Annotated in this window: 16 protein-coding genes; 14 read left to right on the plus strand and 2 right to left on the minus strand. The window is 61.8% G+C overall.

Annotation, left to right across the window (positions count from 1 at the left end; all coding sequences use genetic code 11):
- The first annotated feature begins 15 nt into the window (after nucleotides 1–15).
- The 8 genes from OVY48_RS01695 to OVY48_RS01730 all read left to right on the plus strand — a co-directional run bounded on the left by OVY48_RS01695 (nucleotide 16) and on the right by OVY48_RS01730 (nucleotide 7,448).
- On the plus strand, nucleotides 16–1,218 hold the full coding sequence (locus OVY48_RS01695) for an ATP-binding protein (protein WP_052027830.1): 1,203 nt from the start codon (nucleotides 16–18) through the stop codon (nucleotides 1,216–1,218).
- 12 nt (nucleotides 1,219–1,230) lie between these two features.
- Nucleotides 1,231–2,529 (plus strand): hypothetical protein, encoded by a 1,299-nt coding sequence (locus tag OVY48_RS01700; RefSeq protein ID WP_037480222.1) that lies wholly within the window; start codon nucleotides 1,231–1,233, stop codon nucleotides 2,527–2,529.
- Between the two features lie 290 nt (nucleotides 2,530–2,819).
- Nucleotides 2,820–3,305: a hypothetical protein gene (locus OVY48_RS01705; RefSeq protein WP_313921728.1), complete on the plus strand. Its 486-nt coding sequence runs from the start codon at nucleotides 2,820–2,822 to the stop codon at nucleotides 3,303–3,305.
- Between the two features lie 3 nt (nucleotides 3,306–3,308).
- Complete coding sequence (locus OVY48_RS01710) at nucleotides 3,309–3,728, plus strand: hypothetical protein (protein ID WP_237748981.1); 420 nt, start codon at nucleotides 3,309–3,311, stop codon at nucleotides 3,726–3,728.
- Between the two features lie 401 nt (nucleotides 3,729–4,129).
- A complete protein-coding gene (locus OVY48_RS01715; protein ID WP_037480224.1) occupies nucleotides 4,130–4,600 on the plus strand; it encodes a DUF736 domain-containing protein in 471 nt (156 codons plus the stop codon).
- An 86-nt stretch (nucleotides 4,601–4,686) separates the two neighbouring features.
- On the plus strand, nucleotides 4,687–4,968 hold the full coding sequence (locus OVY48_RS01720) for a hypothetical protein (RefSeq protein WP_037480226.1): 282 nt from the start codon (nucleotides 4,687–4,689) through the stop codon (nucleotides 4,966–4,968).
- Nucleotides 4,969–5,040: 72 nt separating this feature from the next.
- Nucleotides 5,041–6,051 carry a DUF2493 domain-containing protein gene (locus OVY48_RS01725; RefSeq protein ID WP_037480228.1) on the plus strand — a complete coding sequence of 337 codons (1,011 nt, stop codon included), beginning with the start codon at nucleotides 5,041–5,043 and terminating at the stop codon, nucleotides 6,049–6,051.
- Between the two features lie 416 nt (nucleotides 6,052–6,467).
- On the plus strand, nucleotides 6,468–7,448 hold the full coding sequence (locus OVY48_RS01730; protein WP_037480230.1) for an SLOG family protein: 981 nt from the start codon (nucleotides 6,468–6,470) through the stop codon (nucleotides 7,446–7,448).
- Nucleotides 7,449–7,906: 458 nt separating this feature from the next.
- Here OVY48_RS01730 and OVY48_RS01735 read toward each other — a convergent pair whose 3' ends face one another.
- The gene (locus tag OVY48_RS01735; protein WP_037480723.1) at nucleotides 7,907–8,143 is read right to left on the minus strand and encodes a hypothetical protein; all 237 of its coding nucleotides are present in this window, start codon (nucleotides 8,141–8,143) and stop codon (nucleotides 7,907–7,909) included.
- Nucleotides 8,144–8,792: 649 nt separating this feature from the next.
- On the opposite strand from OVY48_RS01735, the gene OVY48_RS01740 reads away from it, so the two are divergent.
- The 5 genes from OVY48_RS01740 to OVY48_RS01760 all read left to right on the plus strand — a co-directional run bounded on the left by OVY48_RS01740 (nucleotide 8,793) and on the right by OVY48_RS01760 (nucleotide 15,438).
- Nucleotides 8,793–9,119, plus strand: coding sequence for a hypothetical protein (locus OVY48_RS01740; RefSeq protein ID WP_037480232.1), 327 nt, complete (start codon nucleotides 8,793–8,795; stop codon nucleotides 9,117–9,119).
- A gap of 158 nt (nucleotides 9,120–9,277) precedes the next feature.
- The gene (locus tag OVY48_RS01745; RefSeq protein WP_019052756.1) at nucleotides 9,278–9,577 is read left to right on the plus strand and encodes a CopG family transcriptional regulator; all 300 of its coding nucleotides are present in this window, start codon (nucleotides 9,278–9,280) and stop codon (nucleotides 9,575–9,577) included.
- Entirely contained in the window at nucleotides 9,574–11,664 is a 2,091-nt protein-coding gene (locus OVY48_RS01750) for a type IV secretion system DNA-binding domain-containing protein (protein WP_037480236.1), read from the plus strand. Before OVY48_RS01745 ends, OVY48_RS01750 begins: the two co-directional genes overlap by 4 nt.
- The gene (gene mobF, locus OVY48_RS01755) at nucleotides 11,661–14,615 is read left to right on the plus strand and encodes a MobF family relaxase (protein ID WP_037480238.1); all 2,955 of its coding nucleotides are present in this window, start codon (nucleotides 11,661–11,663) and stop codon (nucleotides 14,613–14,615) included. The genes OVY48_RS01750 and mobF overlap by 4 nt, the downstream gene beginning before the upstream one ends.
- A 316-nt stretch (nucleotides 14,616–14,931) precedes the next feature.
- A complete protein-coding gene (locus OVY48_RS01760) occupies nucleotides 14,932–15,438 on the plus strand; it encodes a lytic transglycosylase domain-containing protein (RefSeq protein ID WP_313921729.1) in 507 nt (168 codons plus the stop codon).
- A 184-nt stretch (nucleotides 15,439–15,622) separates the two neighbouring features.
- Here the strand turns inward: OVY48_RS01760 and tnpC are convergent, their stop codons facing one another.
- On the minus strand, nucleotides 15,623–16,978 hold the full coding sequence (gene tnpC, locus OVY48_RS01765) for an IS66 family transposase (RefSeq protein ID WP_037477692.1): 1,356 nt from the start codon (nucleotides 16,976–16,978) through the stop codon (nucleotides 15,623–15,625).
- Nucleotides 16,979–17,273: 295 nt separating this feature from the next.
- Between tnpC and OVY48_RS01770 the strand changes: the two genes are divergently transcribed.
- Nucleotides 17,274–18,512, plus strand: a complete 1,239-nt coding sequence (locus OVY48_RS01770; protein ID WP_313921730.1) for a tyrosine-type recombinase/integrase — start codon at nucleotides 17,274–17,276, stop codon at nucleotides 18,510–18,512.
- Nucleotides 18,513–18,654: the final 142 nt, after the last annotated feature.

Below are 18,654 nucleotides of genomic sequence, written 5' to 3' on the forward strand. Positions count from 1 at the left end.
GAAGAAGGACATCAGATGACCATCGCCAACCATGATTTCACTCGTGACACGAAAGTCCCGCTCGGCCGCTCTTCGACGGGTCCGCTAGAACTGGATCTCGGCAAGCTGATGTCGGGGCGCTGTCTGATTCAGGGATCTTCGGGCGCGGGCAAAAGCCACACGCTGCGCCGGATCATCGAAGAAGCCTTCGATTATCTCACCACCATCATCATCGACCCGGAAGGCGAGTTCGCCAACCTTGCTACGCATATCGGCGCAACGACGGTCATCGCACGCGAATATGCCAATGATGGTCTCACAGCGCTCGCGCTGCGAACGCGGCAGCATCGTATCGCCCTCCATCTCGACCTTACCGATCTGGAGCCCGATCATCGCATCGAGAAAGCGGCGGCCTTCTTTGCGGGCCTTCTCTCGACACCCCGCGAACATTGGGGCCACACTGTGCTGGTATGTATCGACGAGGCGCATCTGCTCGCGCCGCATATGGCAGCCTCGGCCCGCGACGCGGAGACCCGCCGTCTGGGCGTCGCCACCTTGACGGATATGTGCGCGCGGGGTCGCAAGCGCGGCATTGGCACGATAATCGCGACCCAGCGTCTCGCCAAGCTCGCAAGTTCGGTGGTTTCCGAACTGCACAATCATCTGATCGGCCTCAATGTCTTCGACCGCGATGTTGCGCGCGCTGCCGATCTTCTCGGGTTCGGCAGTGAACAGGCCGCGTTGCTGCGCCAGCTTCCGCCCGGCGAATTCTTCGCCTTTGGCCCCGCGCTCGCGGCAACGCCGGTGCTGGCGAAGATCGATACCACGATCACTCCCCATATCGGGCGCACGCCCGATCTCGTCGCTGCCGCCGATCTTGATGCCGATGAAAGCCGGACCCTGCTTGATCTTGACGCCCTGCGCGAGGTCATGCCGACAAAGGGCGATCGGGTGACGATGCGAGGCCAACGTGCGCTCGACGCCTTCCTCCTCGATCCCGCCGCCCCCGCCGCAGCACGGATTGTCGGCGCACTGGGCAGCATAGCGCCCAACGCCACCACGGCGGACGATCTGGTGCGGCACCTTGCCCTGCCTGCGAACGATATCGATGCCGGGCTCGACCTGCTCGCCGCGATCGGTGCGTCCGACACGATGCCGCGCGGCGATACGCGGATCGCGCGGCTGTCGGCCCGGTTGCGCCTGCGTGTCGTCGATACGCCCGTCATCGGCCTGGTCTGAACGGAGAGTGCCATGAAAGAGACAAGCTTCGATCTCGACGCTGATATCGTCGAACTCACCCCGTTCGTCCCTGACCAGCAAACGGGTACAACCGCGCCACTTGCCGAGCTGGCTTTCCGTGCCGACGCATGGCTCCCCGATGAAATACAGCGCCTGCGGGCCGCCTTCGCCGATGACTGCACGCTAGAGGAGATTGCCACAATGCTGGGCCGATCGCGTGCCAGCATCGCCACGCGTATCTATGATCTTGGCCTTCGCCGAAACTCGCGGCGATCCTGGATCGCGTGGGAGGATGAGGAATTGGCGCGCTGCTATACGCACGAACCAACCGCGACACTGGCCGCCCGCCTCGGCCGCGGTGTGAGCGCCCTATATGCCCGTGCCCAACTGCTCGGACTCTCAGAACCGGGATCGCCGCCCTATAGCGGTTGGGAAGATGCACAGCTTCGCGCCGGGTACGCCAAGGGTGTTCCCGTCGCCCAGATTGCCAGCCTCATCGGCCGTCCCTTCGCTGGCGTCATCTCCCGCGCTTCGGCGCTGGGTCTGCGCCATGCCGGCCAGCCAGACGACTGGAGCGACGCGGAAATGGCTCGCGCACTCGCACTCGCGGCCACCGGCGCGCGCTATGTCGCCATCGCGCAGGCGCTTGCCGCCGAAGGTTTTCCGACCCGGAACAGTCGCAGCCTTGGCCAACGCCTTCGCAAACTGGGTTACGGCAGAGGGTGGGGCAGGCCGTGGATCATCGAGGAAGACGAGCTGCTGCGCCACGCCTACGCTACCGGGGCGAGCCTTACGCCCCTGCGGGAGCGGCTTGGCCGCAGCCCGCATTCCATCCGCTGGCGTGCAGAGGCGCTTGGCTTGCGCGGCACGCATGTCCGCCGCGACGGGTTTCGGCGGGGACCTGTCTGGACGGCCGGGGAAGAAGCCCGGTTGCGAGCGGATTATGGCAAGGTCCCGACACGGGACATTGCCAAAGACCTTGGTCGCGGCGTGCGCGCTGTCCTATATCATGCCAATCGCCTGGGGCTGGTGCATGGCTTCATGCGCGCGTTCAGCGCGCATGAGGACCGGGCGATCCGTAACGCCTGGATCCATGGCATCTCGATGGTCGATGTCGCCCAGGCGCTCGGCCGCGATCCCGCCGTCATCGGCAAGCGCGCTGCGCGTATCGGCTGTCGGTTCAATGATCCGGCCAGGCCCTCCCGAGGCCCCAGGACCCGGCGGGCAAATCGCACACCCGTCACGCTTCAAAGCCTGCTTGCACTGAAATCTGCTGCGGCGGTCGATGCCGACCGGTCAATCGCCGCCTGAACCCATTCCAGCATGGAGGCCCTGATGCCCTCGTCCGATCTGCCCGCCCGGTTGTCACCTTGCCGGCGCCGCTTATGCTCATTCGATCACGCCTATAAAATCGCTCTCAACCTCCGGCGGGACACGGGCATCCCACATTATGTCATTCGCGGGATCGTGCCCCTTCAGGCCTATCGGGTAACGACAAGGCCGCCGGTCTGGCCGGACCGCTGGCTGGCAATGGCGGCATGAGCGCGGGCAAGCGTGCGCCCGCGGTCGCAGCATGGGGGGCAGGCACCAACTCGACCGCGATGATCATCGAACTTGTCCGTCGGGGCGAAATCCCTGACATGACCTTGTTGGCGGCAATGCCCGAGCAGCCTCATACCCGCCGGCTTATCCCTGTCTTCCGTCAGTGGATGGACGATCATGGCGTTCCCAATGAGATTGTCGAATATCAGCCCAGATTCTTCAAGCACTGGCCGCCCTATACCTCGCTTCTCGATGCCTGTTTAACCAATGGCACATTGCCGTCGATCGCATTCGGGCAGCATAGTTGTTCGGCGCGGCATAAAATTTCCCCGCAGGACAAATGGGTCAAGGCCTGGCCTGCGGCACAGCATGCCTGGGCCAATGGCCAGAAGGTCGTCCGGCTCATTGGTTATGACTGCTCGACCCGTGACAATCAGCGTTACGCCCATCGCGAAGGGCATATCTCAGATCTTTATGAATACCGATATCCACTGCGGGATTGGGGCTTTACGCGTGAAGATTGCGAGCGTGTCATAGCGGAATAGGGCTTGCCAGCTTTCCATAAAAGCTCGTGCTTCTTTTGTACCGCCATGCAGGTGTCGGAAGTGCGCGCGCTGCCGCGCGAGGAATTGCGCCTTATCGTGCTGCTCGAATCCCGCGCGGCGCCACGCCTGCGCACGATAGAGGGACTATGGCGCAAATCGACCCGGAAGCGCCCCGGATCGATGACGGTCTTCATTCGGGCCGAGGGATTGCTCGATGCTGCCGAGATTGACGAGATCGTAGCCAATGCTCCGCTTGATCTTCTCGAATTCCAGCGTGCGGCCGCCGCTGTCCCGATCGAACGCCGTGCCCATATCGGCACCTGGATCGAACGCTTCAATGCCGGACAGGCCTGCTCCTCATTGCCTGCCAATGCGATCAATGTCTCCGAGGATTCCGCTATGCGGTCCGCCGCCATCAGTTGATCGCTCGAGACTGGAAACGCACCGGTCCGTGCCGGTCCTCGCAAGGCTGTCGGTTCTGCCTGTAGGTGCCACCTGATCTTGCCTCGCGCACCGCTACCACTACCCGCTCGACCCTGGCGCCAACGCGGCTACCGCCGCGCCTCCAGCCTCACCCCCCAATTCAACGTGGCCGTCGCCTGCTCGTCGGCATTCGGGCCTCGTCGTACTGCAGGTTTGCGCAGAATTTTGGCCTGGCGTGGCGTTGCGCGTGGAGGGAATGGGAGAGCGTCGCGCCGGAGGATGTGGAGCGCTGTTCCAGGGGCGGGCGGCGCGCGGGGCAAGGGCGGGAAAGAGAGGAGAGAAGGGACGGGGAGGGTGTCGCCGGAAAATGGATTTCGAGCGACATTCGAAAGGTCAAGACGATGAACATCGGTGAAATCTTCAATCAGAACGGCCGCCTGACGGGCTCGATCGCCACTCGCACGATCGATCTCCCGCGCATCGGGCTGCGCAAGGTCATGAGCGAGAATGAGAAGGCTCCGGTCTATGAGATCCTGGCGCTCAACGTCGCGCGTCGCTGGGTTCAGGTCGGCGCATTGTGGGAGGCTGCGTCCAAGCGCACCGGCGAGGTCTTCCTTGCCGGCAATATCGACGATCCCAGCCTGCCTGAACCGCTGCCGATCGCGCTCTTCCCGGCCGATCATGGCGGCTACATGGTCGCATGGCGGCGCGACACCATGCGCTCCGACTTCGGGGGCAGCATGGGGACCAGCCGCACCAATTATGACGATCGCGGTTCGCGCGACGAAGGCGGCTTCGGCGACAGCACCGCAGGGGCTGACGGCGAGCTAGCCGGTGCGGGCGCAGCGTTCGGCGAGGAGGACCCGTTCTGATCACCCGTTAATCGGAACCCGTTCGGGGCCGGGGAGGTGTCAGGCTTCCCCGGCCCTTTTCCTTTCTTCGCATGAGGAGACAGTCCATGCCGCTTCCTTCTTTTCATGACGTTGCGCCGCTGTCCGATCTCTCGGCGCTCTGCGCCGCGATCATGGCCAGTCCCGCTATCCGGGATCTGCTGGCACCCCAAAACACGCTTGCGGTCCGCTCGCCGGAGATACCTGGCGGCGTAACATGCGGCGAGATCATCGCTGCTATCTATGACCTGCTCGAAGGCACGCCCTTTGCGCCCCATGCGGCGCAAATCGTAGATGCCGTCCTGACGCGCTCAACCGCTTTCGCCAGCGTACGGGCGAACATGCACTGATCGACATAATGGGGCGGGACGCTTTTGCGCGTTCGCGCCCCTTTTTCCTTTTCCATGATGAGGAGAAGTACCATGACCCATGACCATTCGCGGCGTATCAGCCACTTCGCAGACCTGCCGACACTGTTTGCACAGATGACGGCGACACCGGAATTCAAACGCGCTTTTGGCGATCCCATCCCGCTTTCGATCATCACGCCGGGCGACGAGCCGGGCGAGCATGATATGCCCGAACCGCTCCACGCGCAGGCTGATTGCGCGGGTGTGATCGCCACCATCTTCGATCTCTTGACCGATACCCGCCTCGACGCGCTTGCGCCCGAGATCGCCTGGGGCATGGTCAACAGCTTCCACTTCGTCGCTGGCAAGCTTGAACGACAGGAAGACATGCTGGCCAATGAGCTGCGCGATATGATCCGGCGGATCGAGCCTTCCGAGGTTTTCAACAGCGAACTGGAGGAGAAACAGCTCCTGTGCCAGTCGCTGACCGAACAGCGCGAGGCGGTCGAGTGTATGCGCGATTATGCCGCCGAAACTTTCCGCGTGCTGTCTGGTCGCCCCTGGTCGCCGGCTCGCGGATCGCGTGTCTCGAAGGCGGCTACCGCCACGCAAGTATCGATACAGGATTTCCTGCGCGCCCGTGAACTGGCCGAACGGGAGCGGTACCGTCCCCGTGGACCGATCGTTATCGCCTCAGGCCATGCCGAGTGGCATGACTGGCAATTGCTCTGGGATCGGCTAGACACCATCCTCGAACGCATCCCGCATATGACGCTGGTGACGACCGCGCAGCGCAAGGGCTTCGACGCAATCGTGGCCTCTTGGGCTGGCAATCGGGAGGTGCAACTTGTGACATATTCGCTGACGGGGTCGGGGCGCGGTGCGCCCTTCGCTCGCAATCGCAAGCTTGTGGACCTGAAACCCGTCGAAGCCTTGCTGGGTGAGGGATCGGGTATTCAGGCCAATCTTTATCAGGCCCTGCGCAAGGCCGGCGTTCCGATCCATGCCTTCCGCAAGGCCAATCAGGTTCCGGTCGAAAAGGTCACTCCGCCCCTGCGCAGCCGACGTCGCCGCGCCGCCTGACAATACATCGTTTGCATTCCGTTCGGGGACAGCACTACGCGTGTTGTCCCCTTTTTAATGGAACAGATGCTACCTCGGCGATCAGGGCAAGCGTTGCCGGCACTTCCCTGCGAGGCCATCGCCAGGAGGCACCCATTTGCGAATCAGGGGCATCGAGCCCCAGATTCGCAACGCCTCTTCTCTCTCTCTCAAGAATTCCAAGGGTGGCACGGGACCGCGTCGGCCTCAAGGACGACGGGGCCCCACCATTTTTTGGGGCGGGTCAGGCGCCGCGCTTCTCACTCGACCATGGTGGCCGCCCCAAAAAATCGTGACCCCCATCGCCGGCTGCGCCGGTCGCGTTCCGCGATCCTTGACCCCGCCGCTCGGAGCCCGTGCCCAAGGGGGAACCTCTTTCGTTTCAACAGGAGGTTCACATGACGAAGATCAACCAGTCTGACCGCACATTTTCCGACATCGCCGCATTCATCACGCAGGAGACAGCGGCCACCACCGACGATTTCCACGCCGCCTTCGCGTCCGATCTAGATGGTGTCCGCATCGGGCGAGGCGGTGAGGAGATGGCGACCGACATGCCCGATCCGAGGGATGCCCAACTCGCCGTCGAACTGATCGTCACGACACTTTTCGATGTCCTGCGCGACACGCGTTTGGAACCCGCCGCGCAACGCCTGGCATGGGGCATCGTCAACAGCTTCCATCACGTCGCTGACCAGTGGGAGGGCCAGGCCGACAAGGCGATACGCGAGGTCCAGGACCTGCTGCGTCGCGCCGATGGCAGCGAAATCCACAGCGTCGAACTCGAACAGGCACGCGACGAACTTGAATATCTCGACGAAGCTACCGATGCGCTGCGGTGCATGCGCGACCATGCCGCTGACATCTTTCACACCGAAACCGGACGGCCATGGTCCGCGCCTAAGGGGTCGCTGGTATCGAGCAAGCGCACCGCGTCGGTTATTGCCGCCACCGATTTCCTCGCCGCCCGTCGCCAGCGCAAAACCGACGCGCACAATCCGCAAGGACCCGTCGTGATCTTCTCAGGAGGAGCGGAATGCTGGTTTGACGACCGTCTCATCTGGGGCAAGCTCGATGAAGCCAAATCCCGAAACCCAGCGATGGTGCTGGCGACGACTGCGCAGGACAAGGGGTGCGACGCCATGGCGGCCGCGTGGGCGGCATCGCGCAAGGTGACGCTCATCACCTTCCGGCTCAGTGCAAAGCTTGGCAAACGGGCGGGCTTTGTCCGCAACGAGCAGATGGTGGGCCTCCGACCCGTCGAAGCGCTGGTCTGCGAAGGGTCGGGACTGCAATCACACCTCGCGCGACTGGTCAGAGAGAAGCGTATCCCGGCGCGGTTTGTGAGGCTCAGCGATCAGGAATGGGAAGCGCAGTGACGCCCGAGAGGATCGGTCCGGTTTACCGGGCCGGTCCTCATTTCTTTTTTCGAGCGCAGCACTCGCCCCCGCTCAGGGACCCGCAAGCGGGCCCGTCGCGGACGCGATGCGGAACCGCCAGCGCGGTCCCGGCCTCCTGCGCGCGGCTTCGCCGTGCTCGTCGCAGGGACACCCTTCGGGTGCGGTTTGGAAGGGCGGGGCATCGCGAAAACGTTCAGCGTGACCATCAGAGGTAGGGAGGGCCATAGCGCGGAATGCCTCCTATGGCTTTATCATCTAGAACAATCGGAGCAGGGGAAGTCTCGCCGATATCCGTCGATGTGCAGAACGGGGATGCTTCGTCCCTATCTGGTTTGCCCGGAAGGCCGTATCGTCATCCTGCGCTGTGATACCGACAGGAATGGGCTTCTTATGCTCCACCCCTGCCGGTCATCTTCAGATTGCTGCTTCGCGGCGGGTCAGGTCATCGGCGGCAACTTTTTCAGGGCCGTCAGCGCTGCGCTGCCACCAACCCGGATCGCCTGCATCAGAAGTTCGCGGAACTCACGTTCCGTAAGCGTCTCTATCGGCACGTCGTTCACCATGGCCGCATATTTGCCGCGCAGAGCGCGGCGGGCGGTTTCCAGATCTTCTGTCAGCTTGCGCTGACGTGTTTCGAGATCGGCAAGCCGATCCCTTTCGGTCATCTTTGGCATTTCCATCGTCCTTCCCCGATGGGCTGCCCGTCACACGCAACTGTGCCATATCGACGGGCCAAAGCAAGAGCGGCTTGCCGCTTCCTGGGGAACTGGCGGGGTGTACGGCGCGCCGGCGAGGCAGCGATGCTGGCATGCGAAGCCCGGCGTTAAATCTCCTGATGACGGTAATCACGCTCTCGGGACCGGGCCTGATGCACGGCTTCCTTTTTTACATTCTGGGAGAACAAGGCCATGAGCTCTACCCTCAAACCACCCGATATCGGCCCCCGAAAATCAGCAGAAAGGTTGCCCCGCGCCTACCGGCACGAGGCAGCGCAGCGCGAGCGCGCTGCGTAAGGCGGGACGCACGGCGCAAGGCCGTTTTGTAATGGACCCTACGCACGGGTGCTGCGGGCGCATTATGCCCTAAAAACATCGAGATAAGTCTGTATCACACGTCTCACGTCGAACCGGTGGGCTGTCGTACGCGAAACACCACGCTCACTTGGTCCAACCTATCTTATTGAAACGACTTCGGGAATTTTGTGATACGCGTCGTACGCCATTGAGGATCCCAGAATGCTGTGTCCCCGGAACCGTCGGGGCGACGCCCGTTGAGTCCTGGCCAAATTCATGGTCTTTTTGTCGCGGCAAAAAGGATAGCGCCATGACGGAATTGAACGAGGACTATATCAGCGACCTCCGCCGGGCGGTGGTCAAAGCCATCTGCGAAGTGTCGGCGCAAAGGCAACACGCCCCGGAAGCGGGCAAGGGGGATACTCTCTATATCGGGACAGCAGAAGTCTGTCAGATGCTCACGATTTTGCTGACCGAGTTTCTGGAGGGCGTCCCTGGTCTCGATACGCCCAGTGAGGTGCGGCGCATGTCGGACGTAGTAGCCAGGAGGATCAGACTGGGGATCGGCGAAATCCGTCGCCACCGCGAGGAGACAGGCGGAACCCCGCCGCCGTCCATCATCATCAGAGGCAACTGACCGAGCTGCTCAGCCTGTTTTTATGACGGCACCTATTCTCAGCGCTAAATCTCTGGATCAATCTGGTGATAGGGCGGCTTGCGCCAATATTGCCATTCCGGTAATATGCGACCGCTTCATGATATTTTCGAAGGTCTCCGGATAAGGAGACCCTTCGCTTGCCCAAGCTTAATTTCCGCCTCGATGAATCGCTGCATGCCGCCTTGATGCGCCGTGCGCTCGGTGCGAACCTGTCCTTATCGGGGTTCATCCGTCAGCTACTTGAGCAGGCGGTCGATGAGCGCAAACGCTATGTCTTCTCCTCCCAGGATGAGATACTCGCCACGTCGATCCAGATCCTATCGATAGTCGCGACGTCCGTCGGCCAGCAATCTCCGAGCGCGCTCGAGCAGGGCATGGCGCAGGCCCGAATGATCCTTGCCGAACGCGGACTGCTTGGCGGGGAGGATATCCCATGAGCATCTTTCGCAACGACACATTAGGCTCCTGGACGCGCGGTGGCCAGGCGATCGTCCACAATGTCCGCATGACGACCCAGGTCTTTTATCAGACCATATTAGCGGGCTTCATCATCTGGATCATCGGCACGCTCTGGTATGCGTTCGAGAAGTCGACCGAATATGAGCGGTTCGTTCTGGTCAAACTGGCTGAGGCCACGATCAAGGTGGATGCGGCCGCCGGAACCAATGATCCGGTGCAGTTTCGCACCCCCGAAGGCCAGGCCTACTGGACATCGGCAGACTGGCTGGTTGCCTCCACCCTCACGAAAAAGACCCTCCATGCGTTCGAAGGCTATCTGCTGCATGGCGCACTGCTCTCTGGCCTGTTCACCTTTGTCATGCTCGCCTGGGCCTGGTTCTACTTCACCCGGACGGGTAGGGGCCTGGGCTCCAACGAATATCTGCGAGGGGCAAGGTTCGGCACGATCCGCCAGGTGAAACGTGCGCTATGGCGACAGACCAAGGGACCACTGGTGATCGGCAATGTGCCGGTTCCTGAGGCTTACGAGCCTGAGCATATCCTGCTGTGCGGTGCGCCTGGTACGGGAAAGACAAACCTCATCGTCGGCATGCTCGACGGCATCCGCAAATCGGGTCGGCGCGCCATCGTCTATGATACCGCCGGGACCTTCGTCGAGAAATTCTATCGGCAGGGCACTGACATGTTGCTCAACCCGCTCGACCAGCGCGCGGCGCGCTGGTCGCCCTGGGTCGATGTGCCACGCGATTATCATTACGACCAGATCGCGGAATCGACCATTCCCGACAAGCATGGCGATCCCTTCTGGGCGAAGGCGGCGCGGGGCACGCTGGTTGCGGTCATGCGCAAGCTGGCGCGCCAGAAGCATACCTATGTCTCGGTCCTGCTCGACCGTCTGCTGCGCTCGAAACTGAAAGACCTTGCCGCTTTCGTGACTGGAACTGACGCCGCCGCTTTCATCAGCACCGAAGGCGAACGAACATCCGCCGGCATCCAGGCCGAACTCGCTTCGGTCATGCGCAGTTTCGGTTATCTCGATGACACCGAAGACGGCTTCTCGATCCGAGACTGGGTGGAAAAAGGCGCTGATGGAAGCTGGCTCTTCATCACCGTGAAGGCCGACCAGCTTCCCTCGCTACGCCCGCTCATCACCGTCTGGCTCGACATCGCCATCAGCGCCATCATGAGCCTGACGCCCGATCGCGACCGACGGCTTTATTGCGTGATCGATGAACTCCCGACGCTGCATAAGCTGCCGTCGCTCTCGGATTTCCTTGCCCGTGCCCGCAAATATGGGGGGTGCGGCATATTGGGCTTCCAGTCCTATCCCCAGCTCAAGGCGACCTACGGCAAGGACGATGCGGCCGCGATCACTGGCTATTGCTCGACCTGGGTGGCGCTGCGCGCGAACGACACCGATACCGCCGAGCATGTTTCGATCAACCTTGGTCAGGTCGAACAGGTCGAAGCCAATGAGGGCATGTCCTATGGGGTCAACGACATGCGCGATGGGGTCAATCTGTCGCGGATGCAGGTGACGCGGCCACTGGTCATGTCGACCGAGGTGACCAACCTGCCCAATCTGGTGGGCTTCCTGCGCTTCGGCCGCAATTTGCCCGTGGTGCGGTTCGATAGCCGGTTCAACGACGTGCCATCGCTCGGACCAGCTTTCCTCGAACGCACGACGCCCCCCATTCAGATCGACAAGGCCGGGATGCTCGTTCGCATCGCCCATGCCGAAGCGCGTGTTCGTGAAGCAATGGAGCGGGAAGCGACGCAGGCATCTCCGCCAGCGACACATGGCGAGATCAAGCAAGCGAAGCCTTCGACATCTTCGGAACCCGCCCCGACGCCACCACCCCAGCCGGATCTGTTTACGGCTCCAGCGCCGAACATCGACCCGCAGCGCGTGGAAGATATATTGCTCAATGACGAGAATGCCGAGCTTCCCGTGCCCGCCCGCAATCTTTGGACGATCCTTGCCGGCAAGCAGGGAGAAATCCGGTCCGATCTTGTCCAGCATGGCCGCGATGACGGACCGCGTGAGCGGGCGAGGCCAGCATGATCCAGCCGCAACGTCTCCATGGCAAACCAGCCAATATCGCTCGCTACTATGCGGTGGGCGATTACTACACCAAGGGCGGCAATGAACCGTCTGCATGGGTCGGGAAGCTGGCAGCCGATCTCGGCCTCTCCGGCGCTGTTGATCCGAAGCTGCTGCGCGACCTACTTGCTGGAAAAGTCCGCGATCAACAACTCGGGCGGCACCGTGCGAACGGTGGAATGCAGCATCACCCCGGTTGGGATTTTGCGGTCAATGCGCCCAAGTCGGTTTCGATCATGGGGCTGGTTGCAGGCGACGAACGCGTGCTTGCCGCCCATGAGGGCGGGGTGACCGCGGCTATATCCTATCTGGAAGAGCAGGCGCAGCTGCGCCGCCGTGATGAAGGCAAGATCGTTCATGAAACAACGGGCCGGATCCTGGTTGCCCGCTTTACCGAGCATGGCAGTCGGGAACTTGATCCGCATCTGCATACGCATCTTGTCGTGCTCAACATGACGAACCGCGAGAATGGCGATCCGATGGCAAGCCTTGAAAGCCGGGTCATGTATGGCGAACAGCGCGTGGCCGGGCAGATCTATCGCAACGCGCTGGCGTTCGGCTTGCACGAAGCGGGCTATGAAATCGATGCTGATCCGCGTTCCGGATTGTTCGAGATACGAGGCGTGCCGAAGGAGATGATCGACCAATTCTCGAAGCGCGCCGAGGCGATTGAAGACCATGCGCGCGAACATGGTCTGGTGGGACAGAAAGCCCAGCGTGCTTCCTTCTACGCCACCCGCAAGGCGAAGGTGAAGATCGGCGGGGCCGAACTCAGCGCGCAATGGCATCAGCGGACAGGCAAGCGTCTCGAAACGCTGCAGGAGGTTGCTGCGCTGGCGCGGGGTCGGGAAGGGGAGCATCCGGCGCCCACGGAACGCGATGCGTCGCGTGCGGCTCTTTTCGGCTTGCGGCAACTGGAGACATCCGAGGCGGTCAACAATTTAGGCGATATCTTGCGCACTGGTCTTGCTGCCTATGTCGGTGAAGTCCGGCTCGACGATATCCGTCCCCGGATCGCAGCGCATGAGGTCCTGCGCAAATTGCTGCCGACCCATGCGCAGACCGGTGACAGGGTGTTAACCCGTGGCCGCACCAGCCGGAAGTCCTGGCGTCTGGAACTGGCATTGACCCAGCATATCGCGCTCGGCCTCAATGACGCGCGTCCCATCGCCTCGAGCGATCGCTTGTTGGCCGTGCTCGACGGGGCGTCGCTCAACACGCAGCAGCAGCGCGCACTTGTCGAGACGGCGCTGACGCGGGATCGGGTCACGGCAATTCACGGTGTTGCCGGTTCTGGAAAATCGACGCTGGTGAAAGTCTTGGCCGAGGCGGCCGAGCCGGGAACGACATTGATTGCATTAGCACCCACATCATCGGCCGCTGCGGAACTGGGAAGCAAGGCGAACATCATGTCCCATACTGTCGCCAGCTTCGTCGCGCGCGGCGGGCAGGGGATCACGGACCGGCATGTCTTGGTTCTCGATGAAGCAGGGCAGCTCGGCAACCGCCAGGCCCAGCGGATGCTGGAGATCAGCAGGACAACCGGCGCACGGCTGCTTTTCCTCGGAGACGAGAAACAGACCGGGGCGATCGAGCAGGGCAAACCCTTCTGGTTGATGCGAAGGCTGGGCTTGCCGACGGTCGAGTTGACGCACGCCGTGCGGCAGGAAACGAAATCAATCAAGGCTGCGGTCACAGCTGCGCGGACGGGGAACTTTGCCGAGGCATTGGCTAAGCTCGATAGCGTCAGCACCGTTGACGACAATGAAAAGATGGCGGAGCAGGTCGTCAATGCCTGGATACGGCTCAAGCGGGACACGCGGGCCGGTACCAATATCCTCGTCCTCGACAATGCGACCCGGCTGATCGTTAACAGCAAGATTCGCGAAGCGCTGAAAAACGAGAATGGGCTGGCCGCCCAGGATAGTCTGCTTTCCATTCTCGCCCCGGCGGGCTTGACCGATGTCCAGAAGCATATGGCCCGTTTCTACGGGGCAGGACAGGTGGTGCGTTTCGAGCGGGACATTGCAGACCTCGGTATCGCACGGCACGCCGACTATCGGGTCGCTGGACTAGGCCGGGAGGCCAATGGGCGCCAGGTTGTGCGTCTCGTCGACGATCAGGGGCGCGTCATACGCTGGGATCCGCAGACGACGAAGGCCCGCCACATCAATGTCTTCAATCCTGAAGAGCGGGATATTGCGGAGGGTGACCGTATCCAGTGGCGGCTCGTCAATCGCGAACTCGGGCTACGCAATGCGGAGCGCGGCACCGCAGAAAAACTTGATGGCCCGCTAGCGACGATCCGCTGGGATCGAGATGGGCGCGTGCAGCAGGTTAATCTATCGGAACACCGGACCTGGGATCATGGTTACGCAGAGACGGTCTATTCCGCACAGTCCAAAACCTATCCGCGCGTTTTCGTGCTGGCGCCGGTCGAATCGCCGCTGGTCAACGCCCAGAATTTTTACACCGCCATTACCCGCGCGGCATTCGGTGCCAGGCTATGGACCAACAACGTCAAGGAACTGATTGCCAAGCTCGAGCGCCAATCAGGAGAGAAGACGTCTTCGTCGGAAGGGTTGGGCCGGTTGAAGACTGACCGCGTAGATGCCTTCTCGAAACGCCGGGAAGGCCATCTGGAAAATTTGAGGGCCGAGCAGGAGCGAGACCGAAACGAGCGGCGCGATCGGGCGCTCGAGCGACAACTCCACTATCGTGACCGCTCACCCCGAGGCGCGGCTGAGCATCTTGCCGACGGTGCCCGGAACATCGCGCAGGTGCTCGACAGGTTTCTCGCAGGCATTCTCGACCATGCGCGCGCCGAAGGACGAGCGCCGAAAATCGGCATTAACCGGGAAAATCATTCTCCTGCACCTCGACCCGAGCCCTCCCACGGCCCCGAACGATAAGGTAACTGCCTATGCTTCGCTGTAAGTTTGCCGTTCAGCTGACCCAGGGAAAGCGCTTCGCAGGCGCTGTCCCGCCTCTGCATGGGTTAGAATTCAGTTCGTCGCGCCAGACCGGAAGGTGTAGAGTTTCCTTCAGACGCATTGGAAGGACCGGGCCTGACAGCTGGACTTCTTTCGCTCGTAGCGCCGCCGCCGAGATCAATTCGGGCAGAGCGCTCTTTGCATTTCTCAAAGGTGGCCCAGTTCCAGTGCTTGGGCTTTACAGTGTTCCGATCAATTCGATCACTACGCCTGGAACCGCTATCCGGAGGGTCAGATGAGGTCATATGGCATCCTCAGGCTGGTGTGCACTGCAGTCATCACTATGGCACTGTACACCACCCCCGCATTTTCGAAGTCCTCAAATGAGGAGGAATTGCGGATCGCCGCCTGCATTCTGCAAGCCTCGCTTGGTCATCCCTGGCTGGAGAAAACGCTTTGGGGCCTGCGCGATCAGGAAGCGGGCTGGGTCGGCGCTGAGGTTCGTAACAGCAATGGCTCTCATGATCTCGGTCCCCTGCAGATCAACAGTTGGTGGACACCTCGCATCGCTGCGCTTGTTGGGCGTTCACCTATTCAGGTTCGACATTGGCTGCGTTTTGATCCCTGCTTCAATGCGCAGGCTGCAAGGTGGATATTCTTGTCAGCCCTGCGCTCTACCGGAAATTACTGGATGGCGATTGGCGTCTATCACAGCCCGACTACGTGGCGGCAGAGACACTATCTTCATTCGGTCGCTCGCCATATGCGGACGAGATACGGAGATGCTGTCTTTCGCCCGTGATAGACAGGACGTGACCTTGAAGTACCAGACAGAGTGCACCGTGTGTTTCGTGATTGGAATATGCTTTTACCCCTATATGGCGCGGCGAAGTCAATCTTCATGTCGCTGTGGAGATGCACGACACAACATTTCCCCGCAGCGGAATTATCGTAATTGCTCACGGGGTCGGCAATTGGTGGGCTGATCAGGCGACCATGAATCTGCCGTCGACGAGTTCGCGGATGGCTACGAGGGCCGATTTGCCGCTGAGACGAGCGGTTCCGGTGACGGATCGATATCCAGCGTGGATCTGGGCGCCCCAGTCGGACCGGAAGCCGTTGGTGACCTTGCGGAACACGACTGAGGGGCGGATCTCGCGCTCTGATATATTGTTGGTCGCAGGGACGTTGCGGTTGGTGAGGAAGATGAAGAACTTGCTTCGCCAAGCCTTGATTTGTTTGAGCAGAACACGTCCCGCAGGGTGCGCGACAGGCATCTGTACCAGGCGGGTCAGCAGATTGTCGGCCTTCGCAGCGTAGGCGGCCAGCGTTGTGTCCTTCAGGCTGCTTCGTCGCTTGCCGATGCGGATCGCCCAGCGCAGGTGGTCGCGGACTTTGGGGGCGAAGGCGGTATCCCCGCAGTCGATGGCATACTGAACATCGCGCAGGACATGCGCGAGGCAGACCTGATGCTCCTTGCCCAGTTCCTGCTGTCCAGCGTAGCGATCGGAGACCCACACATCAGGTTGGTGGCCGCCCAACACCTCCTCAGCAACACTGCGCGCCCGGCGCGGGGCGATCTTGTGCAGAACCGCGTCTTTCGAGAGGAAGACCCATTGCCAATGGGCAATGCCGTTGGTGCGCGTGGACGTCTCATCGGACGCGATAATCTTTGCCGTGAGCAACTTGTCGGTGATCGCCTTCGTGGCTGCTGTCATTCCGGCCTCCATACGCCTGAACGCGTTGGCGATCGCCCCTTGGGAGATCGTGAGGCCAAACAGCTCCGCAGCAATGCGCGAAAGTCGCTCGAAGCTGACATGGTGGCTGTGATGCAGATAGGCCAGCAGCGAGCGGATGCCGGGGCCAAACGGCGTGCCCGGCTCCATGCCCGCCGGTGCTGCGGCACGGTAGCGACGGCCACATCCCCCGCAGCGCGCACCAAACAATTCGATGCGGGTCACAATCGGACGGATCGGCGGCAGGTCGATATGATCGTAGCGGTGGCGGCAATGCTGGGCCTGCGAGGATATATCGGTCCCGCAATGGCAGCAGCTTGCCGCCATGATGCGTTCGGTTTTGTCCGGCGTCTCGGTCAATGGGCGGTGCTTGCCTTCGCGCGGCGGGCGCTTGCCAGCCTTGGGCTTACCGCCTTTGCCACCGCGCTTGCCAAAGTCGTCCTTCGATGGCGGAATATGCGAATTCCTGGATGTCTTGCGCGGCGTGCCGACCAGGGATTCCAACTCAGAAATCCGCGCTACCAGTCGCTCGATCATCTCGTGCTGCGCGAGCAGCAACTCGTTCTTCTCGGCTTCGGTCAGCACATGAAGCGGCGGCGGTGACATCCGTAGGGTGAATCAGCCAATCGACCTCCGCGCAATACTTTTCTGCCAACCCCGTGAGCAATTACGAATTATCCAGAGACCATGGCCGTTTCTACGGGGGCAGATATGTTGAGTAACAAGGAAGAATGCGAGGCTATGTAAATATTTCTGAAAACGCGATTGAACATAAATTTGTGTTATCCAAATTCTGAGTATTATCAAATTCAGGCACGCGGTAATTGCACTTATCACATAAGCAGATTTGACCGTTCTTTATAAGGTGGGCTACAAGCGCGGCTGAGGAGCGAGGCGCGTCGTGAGCACCGAAACCGCCCGGGAAGGGCCAGAAATCCCCGTAGCGCCGCCTGAGGCTGTCCTGCCGGCCGTCAGGGCGCCGGCCGACCTTGCGCGGACGATCGTGCAGATGCGCGCCGGCGAGCGCATCACCGTCAACGAGGGCCTGATCGCCGCCTATCAGGCCGCTTCATCGCCCCATAGCATCCGTGCGCTCAAGTCCGACGTCGAGGCGTTCGATGCGTGGTGTAGGCGCAACAACCGGATTGCACTGCCGGCCACGCCCGAGATCGTCGCCGACTATCTCGACGCGCGGGCAGGGCAGGGGGCCAAGCCCGCCTCGCTTGGCCGCTACAAGGCGTCGATCGCCAAGATCCATCAGCTGCTTGATCTCAAGGATCCCACCCAGGCTGATCTCGTGAAGCTGCGGCTACGCGCGATCCGGCGCGAGAAGGGCACCGCGCAGGCTCAGGCGCGTCCCTTGCGCTTCAAGGGGCCAGTGCGAGACGTGGAGCGCGACAGTCCTCGCGGACTGAATGTGCGAGCTTTGCTGGAGGCGTGCGCGGGCGATCTGCCAGGCCTGCGGGACCGAGCCCTGTTGTCGGTGGCCTATGACACGGGGCTCCGTGCATCGGAGCTCGTCGCAATCAGCATCAATGACATTCTCGAGGCGCTTGATCCCGAAGCGCGCCTCCTCGCCATCGCGCGAAGCAAAGGCGATCAGGAGGGCGAGGGAGCCACAGCCTATTTGTCGCCCCGCTCTGTGCGGGCTGTCGCGGCGTGGAGAGAGGCCGCTGGGATCGACGCGGGCCCGTTGTTCCGGCGGGTGCAGGTACGGCGCTACAAAGCGCGGGCGGCTGTGAAGGGTCGTTCGATCGACTGCATCTCGGGCCGTGAGACTTGGGATCTGCGCAAGACGCTGTCCAAGCCCGCTGTGAAGGCGCGGGTCGAGTATGACATCGGCGCCGCGGCGCTCCATCCGGGATCGATCGGCCCGATCTGGCGGGCAATCATTCAGCGTGCGTTCGATCGCGGCGCGCTGCCCGATTTGACGGCGGACGATCTGGCGCGGTTGCTGAAGGGGATCAGTGCGCACTCGACGCGGATCGGGCTCAATCAGGACCTGTTCGCCAGCGGGGAGGATTTGGCCGGCATCATGGACGCGCTGCGGTGGAAGTCGCCGCGGATGCCGCTCGCTTATAATCGCAATCTCGCGGCAGAGCAGGGGGCGGCGGGGCGCCTTATGGCGAAGATTGGCTAGTCATGACGGCCTAAATAGGTCTTTGGATGATGCCGTGCGACCACACGACGGCGGCAGGTAGATCGAGGGATTTGCGCAGCGGCAAGAACCGGAGAAGGGAGGCTGAGCCCCCGGGGTCTTGAGCTACAACGTTAAGCCTAAG

This window comes from Sphingobium sp. SA2, assembly GCF_032227065.1.
Lineage (GTDB): Bacteria > Pseudomonadota > Alphaproteobacteria > Sphingomonadales > Sphingomonadaceae > Sphingobium.

Excerpts from the sequence above, each read along its gene's own strand:
- OVY48_RS01695 (WP_052027830.1), top strand. The coding sequence starts at position 16 with ATGACCATCGCCAACCATGATTTCACTCGTGACACGAAAGTCCCGCTC.
- OVY48_RS01700 (WP_037480222.1), top strand. The coding sequence starts at position 1,231 with ATGAAAGAGACAAGCTTCGATCTCGACGCTGATATCGTCGAACTCACC.
- OVY48_RS01705 (WP_313921728.1), top strand. The coding sequence starts at position 2,820 with ATGATCATCGAACTTGTCCGTCGGGGCGAAATCCCTGACATGACCTTG.
- OVY48_RS01715 (WP_037480224.1), top strand. The coding sequence starts at position 4,130 with ATGAACATCGGTGAAATCTTCAATCAGAACGGCCGCCTGACGGGCTCG.
- OVY48_RS01720 (WP_037480226.1), top strand. The coding sequence starts at position 4,687 with ATGCCGCTTCCTTCTTTTCATGACGTTGCGCCGCTGTCCGATCTCTCG.
- OVY48_RS01725 (WP_037480228.1), top strand. The coding sequence starts at position 5,041 with ATGACCCATGACCATTCGCGGCGTATCAGCCACTTCGCAGACCTGCCG.
- OVY48_RS01730 (WP_037480230.1), top strand. The coding sequence starts at position 6,468 with ATGACGAAGATCAACCAGTCTGACCGCACATTTTCCGACATCGCCGCA.
- OVY48_RS01735 (WP_037480723.1), bottom strand. The coding sequence starts at position 8,143 with ATGCCAAAGATGACCGAAAGGGATCGGCTTGCCGATCTCGAAACACGT.
- OVY48_RS01740 (WP_037480232.1), top strand. The coding sequence starts at position 8,793 with ATGACGGAATTGAACGAGGACTATATCAGCGACCTCCGCCGGGCGGTG.
- OVY48_RS01750 (WP_037480236.1), top strand. The coding sequence starts at position 9,574 with ATGAGCATCTTTCGCAACGACACATTAGGCTCCTGGACGCGCGGTGGC.
- mobF (WP_037480238.1), top strand. The coding sequence starts at position 11,661 with ATGATCCAGCCGCAACGTCTCCATGGCAAACCAGCCAATATCGCTCGC.
- OVY48_RS01760 (WP_313921729.1), top strand. The coding sequence starts at position 14,932 with ATGAGGTCATATGGCATCCTCAGGCTGGTGTGCACTGCAGTCATCACT.
- tnpC (WP_037477692.1), bottom strand. The coding sequence starts at position 16,978 with ATGTCACCGCCGCCGCTTCATGTGCTGACCGAAGCCGAGAAGAACGAG.